General features: G+C 46.9%; 16 protein-coding genes. 10 read left to right on the top strand and 6 right to left on the bottom strand.

All coding sequences use genetic code 11. From position 1 onward, the window contains the following. The first annotated feature begins 195 nt into the window (after positions 1-195). The 7 genes from ACSTTG_RS09730 to ACSTTG_RS09700 all read left to right on the top strand — a co-directional run bounded on the left by ACSTTG_RS09730 (position 196) and on the right by ACSTTG_RS09700 (position 6,692). Positions 196-1,185 (top strand): SPFH domain-containing protein, encoded by a 990-nt coding sequence (locus ACSTTG_RS09730; protein WP_438458645.1) that lies wholly within the window; start codon positions 196-198, stop codon positions 1,183-1,185. 435 nt (positions 1,186-1,620) lie between these two features. After that, positions 1,621-1,914, top strand: a complete 294-nt coding sequence (citD, locus tag ACSTTG_RS09725) for a citrate lyase acyl carrier protein (protein WP_438458646.1) — start codon at positions 1,621-1,623, stop codon at positions 1,912-1,914. After that, positions 1,914-2,789 (top strand): citrate (pro-3S)-lyase subunit beta, encoded by an 876-nt coding sequence (gene citE / locus ACSTTG_RS09720; protein WP_438474661.1) that lies wholly within the window; start codon positions 1,914-1,916, stop codon positions 2,787-2,789. Before citD ends, citE begins: the two co-directional genes overlap by 1 nt. Positions 2,790-2,860: 71 nt before the next feature. Next, positions 2,861-4,330, top strand: a complete 1,470-nt coding sequence (gene citF / locus ACSTTG_RS09715; protein ID WP_438474795.1) for a citrate lyase subunit alpha — start codon at positions 2,861-2,863, stop codon at positions 4,328-4,330. 3 nt (positions 4,331-4,333) lie between these two features. Then, positions 4,334-4,855: a citrate lyase holo-[acyl-carrier protein] synthase gene (gene citX, locus ACSTTG_RS09710; protein WP_438474660.1), complete on the top strand. Its 522-nt coding sequence runs from the start codon at positions 4,334-4,336 to the stop codon at positions 4,853-4,855. Beyond that, positions 4,842-5,822 carry a triphosphoribosyl-dephospho-CoA synthase CitG gene (gene citG, locus ACSTTG_RS09705; protein ID WP_438474659.1) on the top strand — a complete coding sequence of 327 codons (981 nt, stop codon included), beginning with the start codon at positions 4,842-4,844 and terminating at the stop codon, positions 5,820-5,822. The genes citX and citG overlap by 14 nt, the downstream gene beginning before the upstream one ends. A gap of 87 nt (positions 5,823-5,909) precedes the next feature. After that, positions 5,910-6,692 carry a DUF5718 family protein gene (locus tag ACSTTG_RS09700; RefSeq protein WP_438474657.1) on the top strand — a complete coding sequence of 261 codons (783 nt, stop codon included), beginning with the start codon at positions 5,910-5,912 and terminating at the stop codon, positions 6,690-6,692. Between the two features lie 47 nt (positions 6,693-6,739). Here the strand turns inward: ACSTTG_RS09700 and ACSTTG_RS09695 are convergent, their stop codons facing one another. Further along, positions 6,740-7,018, bottom strand: coding sequence for a hypothetical protein (locus ACSTTG_RS09695; protein ID WP_438474656.1), 279 nt, complete (start codon positions 7,016-7,018; stop codon positions 6,740-6,742). A gap of 248 nt (positions 7,019-7,266) precedes the next feature. Here ACSTTG_RS09695 and ACSTTG_RS09690 point away from each other — a divergent pair, with 248 nt between their 5' ends. Then, on the top strand, positions 7,267-7,980 hold the full coding sequence (locus ACSTTG_RS09690; RefSeq protein WP_438474655.1) for a response regulator: 714 nt from the start codon (positions 7,267-7,269) through the stop codon (positions 7,978-7,980). Positions 7,981-8,059: 79 nt separating this feature from the next. On the opposite strand, the gene ACSTTG_RS09685 is transcribed toward ACSTTG_RS09690, so the two are convergent. The 5 genes from ACSTTG_RS09685 to ACSTTG_RS09665 all read right to left on the bottom strand — a co-directional run bounded on the left by ACSTTG_RS09685 (position 8,060) and on the right by ACSTTG_RS09665 (position 14,096). Continuing rightward, complete coding sequence (locus ACSTTG_RS09685) at positions 8,060-9,118, bottom strand: 4-oxalomesaconate tautomerase (RefSeq protein WP_438474654.1); 1,059 nt, start codon at positions 9,116-9,118, stop codon at positions 8,060-8,062. Between the two features lie 659 nt (positions 9,119-9,777). Next, entirely contained in the window at positions 9,778-10,737 is a 960-nt protein-coding gene (locus ACSTTG_RS09680) for a transposase (RefSeq protein ID WP_438474653.1), read from the bottom strand. Between the two features lie 334 nt (positions 10,738-11,071). Continuing rightward, positions 11,072-12,586: a tripartite tricarboxylate transporter permease gene (locus ACSTTG_RS09675; RefSeq protein ID WP_438474652.1), complete on the bottom strand. Its 1,515-nt coding sequence runs from the start codon at positions 12,584-12,586 to the stop codon at positions 11,072-11,074. Positions 12,587-12,608: 22 nt separating this feature from the next. Beyond that, positions 12,609-13,097 (bottom strand): tripartite tricarboxylate transporter TctB family protein, encoded by a 489-nt coding sequence (locus ACSTTG_RS09670; RefSeq protein WP_438474651.1) that lies wholly within the window; start codon positions 13,095-13,097, stop codon positions 12,609-12,611. 15 nt (positions 13,098-13,112) lie between these two features. Continuing rightward, positions 13,113-14,096, bottom strand: coding sequence for a Bug family tripartite tricarboxylate transporter substrate binding protein (locus ACSTTG_RS09665; protein WP_438474650.1), 984 nt, complete (start codon positions 14,094-14,096; stop codon positions 13,113-13,115). Positions 14,097-14,476: 380 nt separating this feature from the next. Between ACSTTG_RS09665 and ACSTTG_RS09660 the strand changes: the two genes are divergently transcribed. Both ACSTTG_RS09660 and ACSTTG_RS09655 read left to right on the top strand, forming a co-directional pair. After that, positions 14,477-16,096, top strand: coding sequence for a sensor histidine kinase (locus ACSTTG_RS09660; protein WP_438458658.1), 1,620 nt, complete (start codon positions 14,477-14,479; stop codon positions 16,094-16,096). Positions 16,097-16,335: 239 nt separating this feature from the next. Then, positions 16,336-18,921: a bifunctional aconitate hydratase 2/2-methylisocitrate dehydratase gene (locus tag ACSTTG_RS09655; RefSeq protein WP_438474649.1), complete on the top strand. Its 2,586-nt coding sequence runs from the start codon at positions 16,336-16,338 to the stop codon at positions 18,919-18,921. Positions 18,922-19,142: the final 221 nt, after the last annotated feature.

Raw genomic sequence — 19,142 nt, 5'->3', positions numbered from 1 at the left:
TAAATATATCTATAGTGCTTTGATAAGCGCTTATCAATATCCTTCGTTAGCCTCACCTCAACTCCGAGTCATATTAATCAGATTGGCACTCTTACATAGCATAAGCTTCTGCCTATTGGCTTAACTGCAATACATTCATTGCGCTATATGATAAAATATCCGGATTTTATTCATATATTGAGTTAAGGTAAATAAATGAAGTTTGATGTTAAGAAGGTGAATGTCAAAGTTGCAGTAGTTGCTGCGATTGCGCTATTTGCGATTAACCGCACGTTTGTGATTGTCGATGCGGGTACAGCAAAGGTCGAAACCACATTTGGTACGGTGAACACTAGCCATTATGGGGAAGGGATTTACTTCCCAGTTAACCCGTTTTCTAATTTTGATACGTACGACACGCGAAATGCACGCTATGAGGTCAATGGCCTAAACATTCCGACCCAAGACCGTTTTAACTCAACCGGAAATGTGACAGTCCTTTATCGTATTGATGCGCATCGAACGCCTTATATTAAGCAGAACTATGGTACCTCGGAAGAGTACATCGATAAGACGATGCGCCAGCAGCTGCGCTCAATCGTTCGTGATGAAGGCCGTAAGATCAAAGACAGTCGCGGACTGGCTCAATCAGATAATGTCACCACCATGCAGGAAAACACACGCAATCGACTGATCGCAGCATTGGATGATACGGGTATTGATATCCAAGAGGTTCTCATCCAAGACATCGAGTTTGATACCCGAATTGCACAGCAGATCCTCGATACGCAAATGCGTATTCAAGCCGAAGAGCAGAAAAAGTCACAAGAGCGAATTGCTGCAACAGAGGCGGAAATCAAGCGTCAAAATGCAATTGGTGTCGCCAACCAAAAGCGTGAAGAGGCAGATGCCGAGGCCTATCGTCTAACCGAGGTGGCCAATGCAGAAAAAGCCGCACAAATTGCCAAAGCACAAGGCGAGGCAGAGGCGATCGAATTGCGAGCCCAGGCTGATGCAACGGCCTTGAAACTGCTGGCGGAGGCGAACCTTGAGCTCACCAAGTCACTTACCCCTGAGATTTTAGAGAAGCAGAGACTTGATAACGAGCAAGTGCTTTACAGTCGCTCAAAAGGTGCGGTGCCACAAACGATTGTCGGCGAGACGGATTTGCGTGCGCTTGGCGTGCCAATTGCAGTAGGCAACTAGTTTAGTTTCTAAACTCCTAGTAGGGTAATTGTTATCAACTGTGTGGCGATGGATTTGCATCGCTACACATATTGCTTCTAGGATTTCCAGTCTTTATCTTAAGCTCGAGCGCAACGTTGACTCCTACCATATAACATTGTTGAGCTTGGGCTATACACCGAACTCTATGGCTTAACGTCTATTTAAGCCTTAGCTTCATTTGTCAGTCTGCCCGCGCACAAGCGAAGGATCGCCACTAGCTAACCACTCTTACTTCTCTTCCCTTTTTCACCATTAAAACCATTAATATTTTTTAGCCTGAATAGAAACTTGATTGCTATCGCCAATCTCACATCTTGCTTTCGCGACAATTAACTCAAACGACTTGGCAATGCTCATCTTTGCCACCTCGAATCATTTTTGTTTTATCTAAAGCGAGATTCATGAGGACGATACATGATAATTATCCAGCGAGCCTATGCTGGAACCTTGGAGTCCAGTGACCTTTTGGTTGAGGTTATGCCCTCAGACGACAATGTTCTAGAAATCGAAATTACCAGCTCCGTCGAGAAGCAGTTTGATCACCTGATCCGTCAGGTTGTGACGCAAACGGTTGATGAGTTGGGTGTTCAATCCGCGTACGTGGTAGTCAATGATAAAGGAGCCCTAGATTGCGTTATTCGGGCTCGCGTTCAGGCTGCAGTTATGCGCGCCGCGAAAACAGAAGATATGATCTGGGGGAGCCTATAATGACTAAGTTACGTCGTAGTATGCTGTTCGTTCCCGGCTCTAATGCCGCTATGCTGAGCAATTCTTTTATCTATAGCCCAGATGCGATCATGTTTGATCTTGAGGACTCGGTATCGATCCGCGAGAAAGATACTGCACGCATGTTGGTTTACAACGCTCTGCAACATCCTTTTTATGAAGATATTGAGACCATCGTTCGTGTTAATGGCCTCGATAGCAAGTATGGTCGAGATGATGTCAAGGCGGTGGTTAAAGCGGGCGTCAATGCTGTGCGTTTGGCAAAAACGGATACGGCCAATGATGTGATGGAGATGGATGCTCTGATTGGCGAGGCTGAGCAGGAATTTGGTATTGATCCTGGTAGTACCAAGATGCTTGCGGCTATCGAGTCTGCAATGGGGATCAACAATGCGGTAGAGATAGCGACGGCCTCGACAAGGCTGATTGGTATTGCGTTGGGCGCGGAAGATTATGTTCGCGACTTGCGTACCCAGCGCACGCCAGAAGGGACCGAGTTGCTGTTTGCGCGTTGTTCGATTTTGCAAGCGGCAAGGGCGGCTGGGATCATGGCGTTTGATACCGTGTATTCCGATGCTAACAACGAAACGGGATTTCTTAACGAGGCCGAGTTAATTAAATCACTGGGCTTTGATGGTAAGTCGCTGATCAACCCGCGTCAGATTGAAATGTTACACAATGTCTTTGCTCCTTCTCAGAAGGAGGTCGATCACGCATTAGCCGTGATTGAAGCGGCCGAGGAAGCCGAAGCCCAAGGCTCAGGCGTGGCATCACTGAACGGAAAAATGGTCGATGGCCCAATTATTGAGCGGGCAAAATGGACGCTGCAGCGCGCCGAAACGGGAATCAAGGAGTAGGGACCATCATGACAAAATTTACTAATGCACTAAACCGAGAAGTCTCTATCCCAAGTGGTGAGCATAACAATATGCGACCATTTGTTGATGCGCATGAGCTGACCAAGTACCTACTCAAACCGGATTTAAAGGCGAGTCGCAAGGTTTACGATACGCTCGAGCAAGCGATTAAAGCGTCTGGCCTTCAAGACGGTATGACTATCTCTTTTCACCACTCGTTTCGCGGTGGCGATAAAGCCATCAATATGGTGATGGATGTAATTGCGAAAATGGGCTTTAAAAATCTTACTTTAGCCTCGAGCTCACTGGCCGCTATTCACTCTCCTATGGTTGGGCACATTCAATCTGGCGTCGTGAGTAAGATATATACCTCAGGTCTGCGCGGTGAGTTAGCTGAAGCTATCTCGCGCGGACTCATGTCTGAACCAGTGCAGATCCACTCTCATGGTGGTCGAGTGCACTTGCTTGAAACGGGCGAGCTAAAAATCGATCTGGCGTTTGTCGGTGTGCCGACGTGTGATGAGTTTGGCAATGCGAATGCAACCACAGGGCGCTCACGCTGTGGCTCGCTTGGGTATGCTAAGGTCGATGCAGAGCATGCCGGCTATGTCATTGTACTCACCGAAGAGTTGGTGGCTTATCCAAACTCGCCAGCGTCGATTGCCCAAGATTGTGTTGATGCCGTTGTGCAAGTTACAGAGGTCGGCGATCCATCAAAAATTGGCGGGGACGCGACGCGCATGACGAAAAATCCTCGCGAGTTACTGATCGCGAGAAAAGCGGCCGATATGATTGAAAAGTCGGGTTACTTCTATGATGGGTTTTCCATGCAAACCGGCTCTGGTGGTGCCTCTTTAGCCGTAACCCGTTTTCTTGAGAGCAAGATGGTCAAAAACAATGTCACGGCAAGTTTTGCGCTCGGCGGGATCACCTCCACCATGGTTGATATGCATGAGAAGGGTTTGATCACCAAGTTGTTGGATGTGCAATCGTTTGATGCAGATGCAGCCAACTCATTATCACGTAATCCTAACCACCTTGAGATCTCTGCGAATCAATATGCCAACCCATCATCTAAGGGCGCTGCGGTGGAGCGGCTTGATGTGGTTATTCTCAGCGCATTAGAAATCGATACGCAGTTTAACGTTAATGTCATCACTGGCTCGGATGGGGTTATTCGAGGCGCCTCTGGTGGCCATAGCGATGCCGCGTCTTCTGCCAATCTTACTGTGGTCGTTGCCCCGCTCGTTCGTGGCCGAATTCCGACGGTGGTCGAATCGGTGTTAAATGTTGTCACGCCAGGCTCATTGATTGATGTGCTGGTGACTGATCACGGCATCGCAGTGAATCCGTTTCGTGAGGATGTACGTTTGCGCTTGGTGGAGGCTGGTATCGATGTGGTGGATATCGAGGCATTATTGCAACGCGCCGAACTGATGACAGGTAAACCTAAGGCGATTGAGTATCACGATAACGTGGTGGCTTATGTGCGTTATCGTGACGGCTCGGTGATTGATGTGATCAAGCAAGTTAAGGAGTAGCCTTTGTATAACGGGCCTAAAGTGACAATGGAGCAAGTTCTCAATAGCCGAGAGGCGCGCGCTGCGCGCCAAAACGAGTGGCTTGAGTCGTACTCGCTACCTCTGATCAGCTTCACCATCAACATGGCGGGGGATGTGAAACGCAATCACATATCTCAGCAAGCGTTCGACCAAGGCTGCCTAGCCATCTTGGAGACGTGTCAGATCCACGACTTTTCACTGTACAAAGTGCAGCGATTGGAACTGGATACGGGATTCGAATTGCTGGTTTGTGTTGGTGTAGACAGTGCACGCTCACTAAAAGAAGTGATGGTCACTATCGAGGACACACACCCTTTAGGCCGCCTGTTTGATATCGATGTATTGGATAAGCAAGGGAGGGGCATATCACGTGAGACCTTGGGATTGGCACGGCGCAAATGTTTGTTGTGTGATGCCGAAGCCAAGGTGTGTGCACGAAGTCGCGCTCATCACCTTGATCAACTCAAAGACAAAATGTGCGAGATGATAAATGATAGCGTCTAATTCGATTCGATGGCTGCTCGATGACTGCAGCCTCTATCAGTCTCTGCCTAATGGGCAGATGAGACTGAATATTACGGAACTGGTGGGTAACCTTGCGTATCACGCGATGATGCTTGAGGCGCACTTAACACCCAAACCGGGGTTAGTCGATTGTGCCTCTCCCGGAGCCCACAAGGACATGGACATTAATACTTTTGTCAAAAGCTCAAACGCCTTGCGGCCATTTATGAAGACCTTTGTCCGCGCTGGTATCGAAGTCTCCAACTTTCCTCAAAAGGATCTTCTGCCTCACCTTCGCAAAGTGGGCCTTGAGGCGGAGCATGCGATGTTCACTGCCACTCTAGGCGTCAATACCCACAAAGGTATGATTTTCACTTTAGGCCTGATTTGCGGTGCCGTCGGCTGGCTGAGTGGTAATCATCAAGCCTTTGATAGTGACAATATTCGTAAGGTGATCATCGAGTGCTGTCAAGACTTAGTGACTGATGACCTCAAAGCGAGCATTTCGCCACCAAAAACGGCTGGAGAGCGCCTGTTTCAGCGTTATGGATTGACTGGGATCCGCGGTGAGGCCGCGCTTGGCTATCCGACCATTTTCGAGCATGGCTTACCTATTTATGAGCATTGCATAACGCGAAGTTTTTCAGAAGAGCAAGCCATGTCAAAAACCCTGCTTTCGATTATGGCAAACAACAGCGATACCAACTTGGTGAGCCGAGGCGGTATTGCAGGGTTGCGCTTTGTTCAAGCGGAATCAAAACGCCTGCTTGGCCGAGTTAAATTCGATGGCCTGTATGTCAGGAAGTACATCGTCGACTTTGATAAGGCATTGGTTGAACGCAACCTAAGTCCCGGAGGCAGCGCAGATCTCCTCGCGGCAACCTGGCTGTTGGCGCAGCTTAATCTATGTCATCAATCAAATTTTTCTAAACAGGGTAACGATACCCAACAACCTAACGTCCACTAAAGTCTCAACCATAAGAGGTGCGTGGTCAGCTGTCATCTTGCTCACACAGTCCTTGCCATTGGCGGGACTTTTTACTTAAGGAATCTTATGACTAAACCTATCTGTATTGGAATTATTGGTAACTATTATGGCCATGCGAGCGGAGCGGAAAACGTAGAAGAACATCCGTTACCAAATGGGGTTTTCGTGATTCATCAACGAGACGCTGAGACACTAACCTCAGAGAGTGTGGCGGTTTACCCTCCACAGGGCAGTGATGTAGATATCGAGCCGGAGTTTGTGGTGCGCTGTAAAGTGGTCTATGAAAGGGGGGAAGTGGTTGATTTAGTGCCGCTAGCCATGACAATTGGCAATGACTACACTATTCGCACACTTGAAGGGGCAACTAAGATCAGTGCTCGCAAAGCATGGGGCAATAAATCTAAGGGAATCAACCACTCATGGTGGAAAGAGTCCTCGTTCACTGATGAAAATTCCGCTGGAAATATAAATATAGTCTCATATATCGAGCGAGACGGTAAAATACACTGTGCAACACCAAGTGTGAGCTGTGCGAATACTAAGTTATTTAATCGTGAATTGATCAAATGGGTGGTAAATAAAATAAATAACCAGCAAGATGACGGAATATACGAACAGATCCTACCAGAATTTGAACGATCTGGAATGCCGGATGAGTTATTGTTGTACACGGGAGCACCGAATTATTCTGCTTGGGGAGAGGATAACTATATTCAGCGTGGTGATAGAGTACATATAATGGCCTATTATTCAGATGTTTGGCAGTCAGAACAGATAGAAATGTTGGCGACAAATAATGTCAAAGTGAATGGCTCTACAGTCTTGACCTTTTCTCAAGAAATCATCTAAACAAAAAAAGAGCAATAAAAGACTTTATTGCTCTTGTCCCAAGATCCCTACAAACTCATATCTGCATGCACGACGGGAACTCGCTCGTCCAACTCGAGCTGGCTCTTGAAGCCGTAGCTGTGCTCTTTACATAACGGGACAACAAGGAGGCGGTTTTGGTTATCGGGTAGCTTGTGCTTAACCAAAACCCCATGTTGGTGCTTAGCGGTGCAGTTCGCCTCTGAGCAAAAGTGGTACTCCTCATCGGAAAAATGCTGCCAATATTTTAGCCAGTTGTTTCTTGCAGTGTCAGTGACGGTTTCATCAGAAATATTGATAACTATCATGTGGTTATTCTCTTGTTCGGGGTACGTTGATTATTTTATTTGAGTGCAACATTTGAATCTTTGACCGATAGCTCAGGATATCGAGGCACAAAAGTAGTTAACTGGTGTTAATAAACAAAAATATTAAGGACAACAGGGTTTCAAAGGTTTGACCAAATTGAATTAATTGCGAGAGCGCTCAATGTTACGCATGAGTTATTGTAGTAACCTTAAATAGAATAATGATTTGAATGGAATGAGATTGTTATATGTTTAAAGTAAAGGTTCTCATCGTGGAAGACATCAAGGAGATGTCGAGTCTGTTGTCAGAGCACATCTCAAAGCTCTATCCCTATGAGGTGGTCGGGATCGCCCCGACAATCGCCGATGCAAGAATGATGATTAATCATCTAAAGCCAACTTTGCTTATCTTAGACAATTTCCTCCCAGATGGCACTGGGCTCAATCTAATCAAGAGTTTGCGTGCTAAGGACAACCCAGTTGATGTGATCTTTGTGACTGCGGCTAGTGAGTCTGAGACCGCGGTTACTGCGATTCGTTACGGTGCCTTTGATTACCTGCTTAAGCCGTTCTCTCTTGAGCAAATTACCGATTCACTTGAGCGCTACTTTGAGTTTAGTCGCAGTGTCCACATTGAAAAGAATGAGAATATAAACCAGGCGTTTGTGAAGAAAATCTACAATACCCATCTCAACTCTGACAGTGTGATTAACCACCCTAAAGGTATTGATGTGATCACCTTACAAAAAGTGCTGGCTGTATTTGAAGAGGGTGAGGAGTACACGGCTGATGTGATCAGTGAGAAGACCTCGATCAGCCGTACAACAGCTAGGCGCTACTTAGAGTATGCGGCGAACATCGGTCAGCTGTCGGCCGATATTAAGCATGGTAAGGTCGGTCGTCCACAGCGTACTTTTCGCTCAGCAGTGGTGAGGAATATGCCGGAATCGGCAGACAATTGAGTTTGATTTGAAACGAAGAAAAGAGGAGCCAAATTGGCTCCTCTTTTGGTTAGCTACTTTTTATCAGGTGAATAGGCGGCTAGAGATTGAGTTCACCCTCGAAGATCTTTCTCGCCGTTCTGATCAAGGAAATTGAAGATACTTTACCCTGCTCACGTGCAACCTTAAGGTCAATAAAGCCCGAAGGGTGTTCAATACAGTTATTGACCAGCTGATCCTCTAACTGAAGCATTTCAGAGCTCACCGTGCCCTCGAAACACAGAGACATGGTGATCGCAATACTACCTGTAACAGCAATGGCTTTGTGGCAACGGTTTGGCACGTAATAGCGAGCACAAATAGTGCCTTGCTCGGTTTGTGGTTTAGCAATCAGTACTGGCTTTGGAATGACTTTATCAGAGACATCACCAAGTCCCATCATCTCGCCAGCTTGGCGGCGCAACGCCTCAAGTCGGTCGGTAAACTCACTATCGGCATCCAGTTCAGCGGGGGACTCGTAACCGGTTTTACCAAATTGGGAAGCTTCGACAATCATGACTGGAATTGCTGCATCGACGCAGCTGATGCGGAAATTACCGACTTTATCGACGGTGTTGCCAGTCGGAAATAGTTTGCCCGTTTTCGCCCCCTCAACATCAAGGAAACTTAACTCAATTGGGGCGCCTGGACTGTTTACACCACTGATATAGGTGTCACCTTGGTAGTTGACCTGATTGTTCGGTGTATCGATATTGGCATGAATAATTTTGTTGGTATTAAGGTTGCGAATCCGAACGAGAGTTTTATTGCCTTGGACTTTGACTAGGCCTTTTTCAATCGCAAACGGGCCAACACCTGAGAGTATATTCCCGCAATTAGGAGAAAAATCAACATTTTGTTTCTCGATCCCGACTTGGGCAAACAGGTAGTCGACATCAGCATCAGGGCAATCTGAGGAGCCCACAATCGCGGTTTTACTGGTCAGGCTGTTACCACCACCGATGCCTTCAACCTGTAGCTCATGGCCTGAGCCCATGGCTTTCATCAGGACATCAGCCATTTGATCTCGGTCTTGAGGTAAATCTGAGGCAAGGAAGTAAGGGCCACGCGAGGTGCCGCCTCGCATTAAAACGCAGGGTAGTGTGGTTGGTTGGGTCATAGCAATCCCTCATTGTTCGTGGAGTTACCTCTATAGTCGAGCAATACCTCAACCCGATTTGCGATAACACAAACGCCCACCCAAGAAATAAAAACACACTATGGATAAAATGAACAAAACCCCTAAACAAGGACACACACTGGAAGACGAGCCCCTAAATAGGGACACAAGCCCCTAAATAGGGACACAAGCCCCTAAATAGGGACACAAGCCCCTAAATAGGGACACAAGCCCCTAAATAGGGACACAAGCCCCTAAATAGGGACACAAGCCCCTAAATAGAGACACACACTAGTTTTATCTAAACCCCAAAACAAGGACACATACCTAATTTAAACACCGGAGCTAAAGCACACCTATCAAACTGGGTATACATTACGCACTCTCATGGAACTAATTGATTAAACGTTTAAAATAGGACACACACCTAATTTAAACACCTAAGCTAAAGTACACCTATCAAACTAGGACACACATTACGCATTCTCGTGAAGACAATTGCTTAAATCGTTAATTTTTATCCAATACGTTCGATGTTTAAGCGCTGGTTAGAGGTAAAAGTCAACAACTGGAAGCGGTACAGTCCTTTATGACCTAAACAAGTAAGATATTGTAATTGTTAGCTGCCACATGACCGAATAGTATCAAATAGGCATGTTTTAGTTTAACTGATAGAGGTGCAGCTTCTTTTTATTGAAGATAGACTTGGCTTGGTCAGCTAATGCTCTAGAACCGACAGCCGTTGAGTGTTTGACCTCAAATTGAGTGCAGATTTTTAGCCAGTGATGTTGGTTGAAGCCGAGCCGGTCCAAAATCGGGGGCACTGTTTCATCAAGGTAGGCCTTGTCCTTTTGAAATTGACGTGCAGTCCAGTCAACTAGTTCAATGTACTCGATTAATCGGAAAGGTATTCCTTCTAAAGTTTGATTGCAGACACTTCCTACAAATGGATGAAGGTAAGGGACAGAGACTTTCATTTCAGAAAGAGCGTCGATTCTCGCTTTTATTGATGTAAACTCTGAACTTTCAGGTGTCTTAGCTGTGCCCGCTCTAACCGGATTTAAATCTACATAAGCCATTGCTGAAGCGAGAGCTTTTTCGTCAAGTAAGGCTTGGCTTTTGAACCGACTCTCCCAAAAGTGACCAGTGCAATTGTCTTCTCGGTTAGCCTTACAGGCGATATCGTAATTGAGCTCTTTCATAAACCAACTCAAACACCATAGCCTTAGTCGCCAAGTTTCAATGAGTTTTAGAGCTTTGTTTTTTTCGAGTTCGTTATTAAGTTGTTTAGCTTGCCAACGTTTGATTATTGTCGGTAGTTTATGCAGATACCCCCAACGTTCGACTACATCGTCATGACTGAGGTTTAAAGCTCGCTCTTTGTTAATATTTACCACTAGATGGTAGTGATTGCTCATGATTGCGAAGGCACAAATGTCGATACAATAAACACTTGTTAATAATTGAATTTTTTGTTCAATCCATTCTCTTCGGTGTTCATAGCTGATTTCGGTTTTTGGATCTTTTCTACACAAGAAGCTGCGTCGGACACAGCGCGAAATGCAGTGATAATAAGACGTAACATCAGTCGAGATAAGTTGTTTTCTAGCAGTAGTCATTGATGCGTCCTCACAGAGTCATCTGCGAAAGTTTAATCGGGGATCTCAGTTAAACTTGCGAGTGAGTATTCAAAATCAGAAAAATAATGCAAATACCATACTTTTCGAATTTATGACTGTCGTTCAAGAAAGTGCAGTCTAGATTATTTGGTATCTCGATAACTCAGTGTGTGTCCTCGTAGAAATCTGGGTTTTTACGAAAAATTCGGCGCCTGTCCCAGTAAAACTTGAAAATAGAGTGTGTCCTTATAAAAATATTTTTGGTGTGTGTCCTAGGATAAAAAGCCGCTACTGTTGGAGTAGCGGCTCTATTTAGTTATTGATGACTCGTAGCTTAAGCAACAGCTTCTTTTTCTTTCTTCATCTTCGCGATCTTGTTACCAATCATTGGCCAGAAGACAACAGCCAGTACCGCGATAAAGATGGTCACGGTGATTGGGCGGGTGAAGAAGGAGGTGAAGTCGCCGTTGGCAATCAGTAATTGACGGCGGAAGCTCTCTTCCATCATGTTCCCTAGTACGATACCCAAGATTAGCGATGCTGATGAGAACTTATATTTTTTCACAAAGTAGCCAAAGATACCGAACGCGAGCATGATCCAGATTTGGAAGACATCATTGGTTCGTGCATAGGCACCGATGATAGAGAACATCACAATCATTGGTGCGATCAAGCCATATGGCAATCTTAGTACCGCAGCGAAGGCTTTTACTGCATAGCGACCACTAAAGAACACCACGATACTCGCCACTAGCATGGAGAAGAAGATGCAGTAGAGTAGCAGCGGCTGCTCAGCCATCAATTGAGGGCCAGGTTGCAAACCTTGTAGTACCAGTGCCGCAAGGATGATCGCGGTTGTTGGTGAGCCTGGGATACCCAACACCAAAGTCGGGATCATTGCACCACCGCCCGCTGCGTTGTTTGCAGTCTCTGGAGCCAATACACCTTCTTCTGCGCCTTTACCAAACTTCTCTTTGTCTTTGCTCGAGCGAGCCGCTTCGCCGTAGCTGACAATTGAGGCAATTGAGCCGCCTGTCCCGGGAAGGATACCGACACAGGTGCCGATGACGGCTGATTTAATTACAGTTGCTTTGTATTTAAAGAAGTCTTTCAGGCTAATACTCTCCAGTGACACTTTACCTGAGTCACCTGTGGTACCGTCGTTACGGCTAGCACGGTTGATGATCTGTTTGAACACCTCTGCCATCGCAAATGAGCCGATCATGATAGGGATGTACTCAATACCATTAAGGAACTGAATCTCACCGAAGGTTAGACGGGACACACCCGTCATTGGGTCCATACCTATCATTGCAATCAAGATACCAATTAGACCGGTTGCTAACGCTTTGCCAAGGTTCTTTGAGCCGACAGATGAGATACATGCCATGCCCAGTAGTGTCAGTGCAAAGTACTCAGCACTTTGGATTTTAAGCGCTATCTTTGACAGGGCCGGCGCCAGAAGCAGCATCACCACGACAGCGAAGATACCACCAAATGAAGAGCCAGACATCGCCAGACCCAGCGCCTTACCCGCGCGGCCTTTTTGCGCCATCGGATAGCCATCAAACGTGGTCGCTACCGATTCTGCCGTACCTGGGGTATTGAACAAGATTGCCGTAATGGACCCCCCGTAAGCCGAGCCAGCGTAGAGCGCAACCAGCAAGATGATCGAAGGGTAAATCCCCATGTAGTAGGTGAATGGTATCATCAGTACGATACCCATTGACGAGCTGATCCCAGGCAGGGTACCAAAGCACACCCCTAGACACATACCGACAATGATGAGTGCGAAGTTAGTGGGGACAAAGATAACTTGTAGTGCCTCCACCAATAGTGCAAAGTCCATTGTTTCACTCCTTTGAAATTAATTAGTAGAGCAGGTAACTAATTGACTCAAATAACCCAATTCCACGAGGAAGAGGAATACTCAAGACGTTACCAAACACGAAGGTAAACGCGATAGCACCAATGACCGTGGTCGACACCATGCGCAGTGGCTTACGCTCGTTGAGGATATACATCACCGAAGGGATGATAATCGCCGTACCAAACCAGAAGCCGACATAACCAATCACCATGACAAACACCACGATGACACCAAGAACTGCTAGGAAGCCAGGGTCGAGTTCCTTGATCTTCTGTTTTTCACCACTCGGCGCGCCCGCAGTGGCTTTGTAGGCCTTCATCGCCTTGTATAACGATGGGATCAGCAGTCCGATTGCTAAGATAATGATTGCCTGAGGGAACCCTGCCGGGCCGATGGGGTCAGTCATACGTGCGGTATTAATGTCCATCGACTCGCCAAAGAAAACGCCTAGTAGGGCAATCAGGAAAATATGAAAAATAATTTCACCCATGATTTGCTCTCACTCTTATTTCAAGCCAACTTGCTTGGCGACTTTCTCAAACTTCTGATATTCCTGTTCCCACTGCTCTTGGAAGCCTTCGGAATCTAGGTAACCAGGGCGGATATTTACCAGGTTTAACTCGGCAAAATCTTGATATTCTTGTGTGTCGTAAGCGACTTTCATTTTGTCGATCAAGTACTCTTTCACTTCAGGTGGCGTGCCCGACTTAACCACAAAACCACGCCATGAGCCGATGGTCACGTCGTAACCCAACTCTTTGGTGGTTGGGACATCAGCGAATACATCAATGTGAGAGATACGCTCATCATTGAGCACCACAACCGGTTTGACTTTGCCATCCTTGATGTAGTTGACGGCCGATACGATCTTGTCGAGATAAATGTCGACTTCGCCACCTAATACTGCAGCTTTGACCTCAGAGCCTGATTTGTATGGAATGAACTTAATATTAACGCCAGTTTCAGCGGCAAGCGCGTTAAGCGTCAGGTCATCAAGACCACCTGGGCTTATTCCACCGAAGGTGACCGGATTTTTCTGGCCATACTCGACTAGCTCTTCAAAAGAGCTAAAGCGGCTCTCGCCAGGTAGACACAAGATGTAAATGTCAGATTGGATGCGCGCGAGAGGCTCAAAATCACGCATGAATTTAACCGCGTCACTCACCTCAAGTGCATCAGCAATCACCATTGAGGGAGTCACAGAAAGGATGGTGTAGCCGTCGCTTGGCTTTTGGGCGGCGTAAACCATACCTACCAAACCGCTACTGCCTTTTTTGTTTACCGCTTGGATAGGCTGATCCATTTGGCTTGCCATCAGCTCAGAGAATTTACGAGCAAAGGTGTCACTGGCACCACCCTCACCAAAAGGAATGATCATCTCGATCGGTTTTTTGGGGTAGTTTGACGTGTCTTGTGCGCTGTTTTCTGGTCCACAGCCCGCGAGTAAGATAGCGGCGGCAACGCTTGATAAACAAATTATTTTTTTCATAGGGCACATCCTCAGATATTGTTTGTGTCGCTGATTCAAATCCTGAATCTGAGGGTAATAATAAGAGGAATGGTTATTGTGGAGTGTGACCGCAGCAGGTATAAAACTGAAACACAATAGACAGTATGGTTTTTATGGTTCTAATTCAATTTTGAGTTTGTGATTGATTTTAAGTTTATGATTTAAATGAATTTTATTTCTCAGTAAAAAAGTCTATCAACTTGGTTTTAAACGATTTATTAGTGGGGTTGAAATAGTTTAGTCGGGTAAATTTAAACTATTCAACAACCGATAATTTAGGTATGCTGCTTTTAAGGGAATTAGGAACAATCGAGGTTATTTTGAAGGCGATCTCATTTTTTCAGCGTGTTTTTCTTTGGATGCTATTTATTGCATTTTGTCTGGTGGCGATCTTTGGCTTTATCCTTTATGAGAATGTAACCTCGGTTCGCGTGGCGTCGATGAAATCACTTGCCCTGACTCAGGCTAGGTTGATTGCCTCAAACACTCAGCTGCGGGAAGCGGTTGAAACAGAAAACACCCTGATGATCAAACACCTAATGCGTAACTATGAAGCGCCTGCCAACATTGATTATGTCTCGGTTGCGAATGTCGACCAGATCCGCCTCTATCACAGCAAGGGACGCGGGGTCGGTGTCCGTTTTGTTGATGCCAGTTTGGAAAACTATGGTCAATTACTCAAGGGCGAGCATGTCACCACGGTCAGCGTTGGTATGGAAAATAAGGCATTGATCAAGGCAAGGGTGCCGATCTTTATTGACGATCAGTTTATTGGCATTGTTTCGGTCGGTGTTGATTACGATGAAGCGATTAAAAATGTCTATCAAAGATTTATCTTTGCAATGGGACTAGCCGTCCTCGTTATGGCGTTGTTGGCTTTAACCAGTAGACGCTTCGTTCACTATCTTGCTAATAATATGCAACATCAAAGTCCTAAACAGATCGAGATGGCACTAAAGCTGCGCCAAGGTATTCTCAACACGGTCTTTGAAGGGGTGATTGCCGTCGATAAAGATAACCGTATCTTGGTGATCAACGACTCGGCACTCAAATTTCTGCATATTCTTGATGGACGAGATAAGGTCCATGGCAGTGATATCCGAGACTATATCTATCCGACTGAATTTTTCTCCATCTCAAATCAGGAGGAAATCTCCGATAAAGCCATCGTATGTAATGGAGAAACGATTATTGCTAATCGCAAGTATATGTTGGATAGCAAAGGTGAGCGCAGTGGGGTGGTGATCAGCTTTCGTTTAAATACCGAAATTAGTGAGCTTGAGCAGACGATTAACGCGGTGAATAACGATAAAGAAAATCTGCGCGCCATTATCCATGAGTTCAACAATCAAATCGCGATAATCTATGGCTTACTGCAAATGGAGAAGTACGAGAAAGCACGAGACTTTATCCAAGCTGAGCATCAAAGTAAGCAGAGTGATATCTATCACGTGTCAAAAACACTGCGTATACCAACCCTCGTAGCCCTGGTGCTGAGTAAAATGTCGCGGGCCAAAGAGCTGGGTATTACCCTGGAGGTTGACCCATTAAGTGCGATTCACTCGGACAATTTGCCCATCAGTGAGGCGAAAATTACTTGTATTATAGGTAACCTAATCAATAACGCCTTTGAGGCGATTGTGAAGGCTCAGCCGAGTACACGTATCGTTCGTCTATACATTCATCATGCCAACGAGCTTTTGATTGAGGTCGAAGACAGTGGTAATGGTATCCGACCAGAGGATATCGATAAGATCTTTGAGCGTTCATACACAGCTAAGCATGGAAAAAACCATGGAATTGGCCTGAGCTTGATCCGCCAGATCGTCACCAATGAAAACGGCACCATTATTGTCGAAGAGTCAGAGCTCGGCGGCGCGCTATTTAATCTCTATATCCCAGACAATTTCCAAACCACCTCCGTATCCAAATCCGTCGAAACCCAACGCGAAATGCTCGAAAACCATCAGTTAGTATAAAACAATGAACGAGCACCTCTCACTTCAGTAAACGCCTCGTTCCAAGTTGCCCTACGATCTCCAAAATACTCGCCCCTCGTAGGGCTATGCCCGTCCCCGCACCTCGCCCCTTCGTATGGTTTGTGTTCATAAAACCCATACTGTCTTTTTATCTCTTAAACCTTGGCGCGGTCAGTCACGTTCCATAGTGGATAAATAAGAAAAACTAACGCTAACAAACCAGACAGGAAGCGTTGAGTATGAAAGAAGTCTACCAAGAATACCTAAAAAAATGTGCCGACCGCGCCGAGATGGGGGTAGCGCGCCCTTCGTTGACCTTAGCTGAGGTTGAGGCATGTTTTAGCCTTTTATCGAGTGAAACGGATCAGTCACTGATTGAAGAGATAGTTGACCTAATCCGCTATCAAACCCCGGCAGGAGTGGATGAAGCGGCACAACTTAAGTCAGATAAGCTATATCAGATTGCCACGAATACGCTTGAGGTTCACGGCATCACACCAATTGTTGCTGCGAAGATGCTCGGCAGTATGGTGGGTGGCTATTGTGTAGATAAACTGATCGCACTACTCGACAACGAGGCGTTGGCTTGGGTGGCGGCGGATGAGCTCGAGAACATGATCTTAGTCTACGATAAGTCCGATGAGATTATCGCACTTGCGCAGCAGGGAAATCACTACGCCAAGCAGGTACTGGATAGCTGGGCGAATAAGGATTGGTTTACACGTAAGGATCCTGTTGCCGATCGGATCACCATGACGGTATTCAAGGTTGTCGGTGAGAGTACAACCGATGATTTTTCTCCAGCCCCTGACGCTTGGTCTCGCCCCGATATTCCTCTGCACGCAAAAAGTATGTACAAAAACCCCCGTGATGGCGTTTGGCCAGATAAAGAGGGGGTAACCGGTCCTGTGACTCAGATTGAAGAGCTGAAATCTAAGGGCAATCCGATCTGTTTTGTTGGTGATGTTGTTGGGACAGGCTCCTCACGCAAGTCCGCCGCCAACTCGCTAATTTGGTATATCGGTGAGCCGATCCCTTTTGTGCCAAATAAAAAAGCCGGCGGTGTCGTACTCGGCGGAAAGATTGCGCCGATTTTTTTCAATACGCTTGAAGACTCGGGCGCCCTGCCAATTGAGGTAGACGTATCCCTGCTGCAAACCGGTGACATTATTGATATCTACCCCTACGAGGGAGTGATCCGTCGCAATGGGACGGATGCTGAGATCACGCGCTTCGACCTCAAGCACGATGCGATCCTTGATCAAGTGCGCGCGGGTGGGCGCATCCCTTATCTGATCGGTCAGTCGCTGACTGAGCGCGTTCGTCGCGAGCTTGACCTGCCGATTGAGGCCAATACCGGCGATGAGCAGTCAGGCGCATACACACTCGCCCAGAAAATGGTCGGCAAAGCGTGTGGCGTGAATGGGGTTAAACCAGGCACCTTTGTCACACCGAAAGTTGCAACGGTCGGCTCTCAAGATACCACTGGTGGCATGACGCGCGATGAGATAAAAGATCTCGCTTGTACCCGCTTTAGTGCGGACTTGGTCATGCAGTCCTTCTGCCACACATCAGCCTATCCACGCTTGATCGACAGTAAATTGCATCAAACCCTGCCGGAATTCTTTCATCAAAGAGGCGGTATTGCCCTGCGCCCGGGTGACGGTGTGATTCACTCTTGGCTCAATCGAATGCTGGTCCCGGATACGCTGGGGACTGGTGGTGACAGTCACACACGTTTCCCGGTAGGAATATCATTCCCAGCAGGCTCTGGGCTGGTCGCCTACGCCGCAGCAACAGGCACTATGCCAATCGATATGCCTGAATCGGTATTGGTGAAATTTAGCGGTGAAATGCAACCGGGGATCACCTTGCGTGATCTGGTTCATGCCATCCCATACGCGGCGCGTCAGCAGGGCTTGCTAACGCTTGAAAAAGCCAATAAGCAGAATGTTTTCTCTGGGCGCATTATTGAAATCGAAGGGCTTGAGCACTTGAGTGTGGATGAGGCGTTTGAGCTTACCGACGCCTCAGCGGAGCGCTCATCAGCGGCATGTGCAATAGCGCTGACCGAGGAGAAGGTGGTTGACAATATGCGCTCGAACGTGACGCTGCTTAATTGGATGATCGATAGTGGCTATGGCGATCGATCTGCGCTGAAAAACCGTGTTGATGCAATTGAGACATGGCTGGCAAGCCCAAGCTTACTCAAAGCCGATGAGGATGCTGAATATGCGGCGGTGATCGAGATTGACCTTAACGAGATCACAGAGCCAATCCTCTGTTGCCCGAACGATCCCGATGATGCCCGTCTGCTGTCTGAAGTAGCCGGTACGGAAATCGAGGAGGTGTTTGTGGGCTCGTGCATGACCAATATTGGTCACTTTAGAGCCGTCGCACAACTGTTAGAGGACCAAGCAAAGATCGTCGAGTCAAAGCTTTGGCTCGCACCACCCACCATCATGGATGAGATGAAACTGCGCCAAGAGGGCTGCTTCTACACCTATGTCCGCTATGGCGCACGGGTGGAGGAGCCGGGATGCTCTTTGTGTATGGGTAACCAAGCCCGAGCAGCAGAGGGCACGACCGTGGTGTCGACCTCAACGCGGAACTTCCCTAACCGGGTTGGGACTAATACCCAAGTATTCCTTGCCTCGGCAGAGCTTGCGGTGATCGCCTCTGTAGCGGGGCGCCTGCCAACCGTTGATGAGTACCAGCGAGCAGTAGCAGTACTCAGGGAGAGTCGAGATCAGGTTTATCGTTACCTAAAATTCGACCAAGACCCTCGTTACAACAAAGAGCTTAACTTGGTGTTAAGCTCTTAGGTTCTAGGTTCTAGGTTCTAGGTTCTAGGTTCGAGGTTCGAGGTTCGAGTAGTACACAGAATGGGTTGAATTCCTGTTATCAAGTCTGTTCGTGTGAGCCTGTTGTGTAAGATTCATCGTGCTGAGGCACGATGAATCTTTTTTTTGGGGCATTTATGTAAGCGCAAAACCGTCGCGAGAATTTCGTAATCCAGAGAAATAAATTCATAAACTCCATTGAG

It is taken from the genome of Vibrio glycogenivorans (assembly GCF_051660965.1).
Taxonomy (GTDB): domain Bacteria; phylum Pseudomonadota; class Gammaproteobacteria; order Enterobacterales; family Vibrionaceae; genus Vibrio.
Note: the sequence above shows the minus strand (reverse complement) of the source record. Positions and strands in the feature narration are given on the sequence as shown.

What these genes read in the sequence shown, in the direction of transcription:
- ACSTTG_RS09730 (WP_438458645.1), top strand. Translation starts at nt 196, where the DNA reads ATGAAGTTTGATGTTAAGAAGGTGAATGTCAAAGTTGCAGTAGTTGCT.
- citD (WP_438458646.1), top strand. Translation starts at nt 1,621, where the DNA reads ATGATAATTATCCAGCGAGCCTATGCTGGAACCTTGGAGTCCAGTGAC.
- citE (WP_438474661.1), top strand. Translation starts at nt 1,914, where the DNA reads ATGACTAAGTTACGTCGTAGTATGCTGTTCGTTCCCGGCTCTAATGCC.
- citF (WP_438474795.1), top strand. Translation starts at nt 2,861, where the DNA reads ATGCGACCATTTGTTGATGCGCATGAGCTGACCAAGTACCTACTCAAA.
- citG (WP_438474659.1), top strand. Translation starts at nt 4,842, where the DNA reads ATGATAGCGTCTAATTCGATTCGATGGCTGCTCGATGACTGCAGCCTC.
- ACSTTG_RS09700 (WP_438474657.1), top strand. Translation starts at nt 5,910, where the DNA reads ATGACTAAACCTATCTGTATTGGAATTATTGGTAACTATTATGGCCAT.
- ACSTTG_RS09695 (WP_438474656.1), bottom strand. Translation starts at nt 7,018, where the DNA reads ATGATAGTTATCAATATTTCTGATGAAACCGTCACTGACACTGCAAGA.
- ACSTTG_RS09690 (WP_438474655.1), top strand. Translation starts at nt 7,267, where the DNA reads ATGTTTAAAGTAAAGGTTCTCATCGTGGAAGACATCAAGGAGATGTCG.
- ACSTTG_RS09685 (WP_438474654.1), bottom strand. Translation starts at nt 9,118, where the DNA reads ATGACCCAACCAACCACACTACCCTGCGTTTTAATGCGAGGCGGCACC.
- ACSTTG_RS09680 (WP_438474653.1), bottom strand. Translation starts at nt 10,737, where the DNA reads ATGACTACTGCTAGAAAACAACTTATCTCGACTGATGTTACGTCTTAT.
- ACSTTG_RS09675 (WP_438474652.1), bottom strand. Translation starts at nt 12,586, where the DNA reads ATGGACTTTGCACTATTGGTGGAGGCACTACAAGTTATCTTTGTCCCC.
- ACSTTG_RS09670 (WP_438474651.1), bottom strand. Translation starts at nt 13,097, where the DNA reads ATGGGTGAAATTATTTTTCATATTTTCCTGATTGCCCTACTAGGCGTT.
- ACSTTG_RS09665 (WP_438474650.1), bottom strand. Translation starts at nt 14,096, where the DNA reads ATGAAAAAAATAATTTGTTTATCAAGCGTTGCCGCCGCTATCTTACTC.
- ACSTTG_RS09660 (WP_438458658.1), top strand. Translation starts at nt 14,477, where the DNA reads ATGCTATTTATTGCATTTTGTCTGGTGGCGATCTTTGGCTTTATCCTT.
- ACSTTG_RS09655 (WP_438474649.1), top strand. Translation starts at nt 16,336, where the DNA reads ATGAAAGAAGTCTACCAAGAATACCTAAAAAAATGTGCCGACCGCGCC.